Raw genomic sequence first — 1,233 nt, 5'->3', positions numbered from 1 at the left:
GTTCTGTCGCTGCGGCCGGCGCCCGCTCCGCAGTTGGCGCTGGCGGCGGAGTTCCCGAGTGCGGACGCGGCCGGGGCGGCGGTCTGCGGGGACGTCGAAGCTGATCTGCCAGCGCACCACCCGCTGGTCGCGTGCGGCCAGGGTCAGTTCGTAGCTGACCAGCCATCCCTTGGCGTCCTCGGGCCAGGTCTGGTCCCACTGCCCGGTGATCTGGTAGTCGGAGGTGACCGATGAGGCTTCGACCTGGATATCGACCTGGGCGCGGCGCTGGATGGAGAGGTTTCCGGGGGCGGTGACCCACGCGGTCGGGGACAGGGTGCCCTCGAAGGTGCGGCTGACGGTGCCGGTGACGGTGATCGTGGCCTTGCTGCCGGCGGGCAGTTTCAGCGGCTGGTGCAGGCCGCCGGTGACCGAGCCGGTGCCGCACTGGGCGCCGTTCTCGCCCCGGCAGTGCACCTGTTCGGCACCGTTTCGCATCGGAGCGGGGATCTCGCCCTCCACCCGCACCTCGGGCGCGTCGCCGGGGCCCAGGTTGGCTACCTGGATGGTGTAGGAGACCTGCTGTCCCGCGTGGGCGGTGCGCGGGCCGTCCATCTCCAGCGGGACGGTCACCGGCGGCGCCACGCTCAGGTCACGGATCCGGTAGGTCCCTGTGGCCTGGTAGTGGACCGTCGCGGACAGGCCGAGCTTGAACGTTTCGGGCATCGCCGTCATCGCGGGCCCCTCCAATGCGAAGGTCGCCAACGTGCCGCCGGGGTCGGATCCACGGGTGTGACGCACGGTCAGGACGGTGCCGTTGATACACATCTGGACATGCGCGCCGTCTTGCCACGAAGCTTCGAACCCGCCGGGCACCTCGGGCCCGACGCCCAGCAGCTCGAATCCGCTCAGCAGGTTCCCCGAGCCGCGCACCGCGATCCGGTTCGGCAGCTCCGGATCGTCCTGACCGCCGCCGTCTCCGACCCTGTAGTACTGGAAAATGGCCATGCTGTCCAAGGCGACGCCGACATACCCCGCAGTGACGCCCGCCCGTTCGGGATCATGGAGGTCGTCCTTGTGCTGGTAGGCGTAGCCCAGGCCGTACCAGCTGTCTGCGGCCTGCGTCGTCTGCCGCCCATCGATGAGGAACACACACAGTCCCAGGCCGAAGGAGTCGTTCGCACCGGTGGAGGCTTCGGTGGCGTAGTCGAAGTCGATGACCACCCCCTGGGCAGAAGGAAAGGGCTGGTCCAG

Annotated in this window: 1 protein-coding gene; it reads right to left on the bottom strand. The window is 69.4% G+C overall.

Going from position 1 to position 1,233, the window contains the following annotated elements:
* On the bottom strand, positions 1-1,203 hold a 1,203-nt coding region (locus ACIQOV_RS41970), incomplete at its 3' end, for a hypothetical protein (RefSeq protein ID WP_401056478.1).
* Positions 1,204-1,233 lie beyond the last annotated feature (30 nt).

It is taken from the genome of Kitasatospora sp. NPDC091257 (genome assembly GCF_044757675.1).
Classification (GTDB): Bacteria; Actinomycetota; Actinomycetes; order Streptomycetales; family Streptomycetaceae; genus Kitasatospora; species Kitasatospora lactacystinica.
This window is presented reverse-complemented; position numbering and strand designations above follow the sequence as displayed.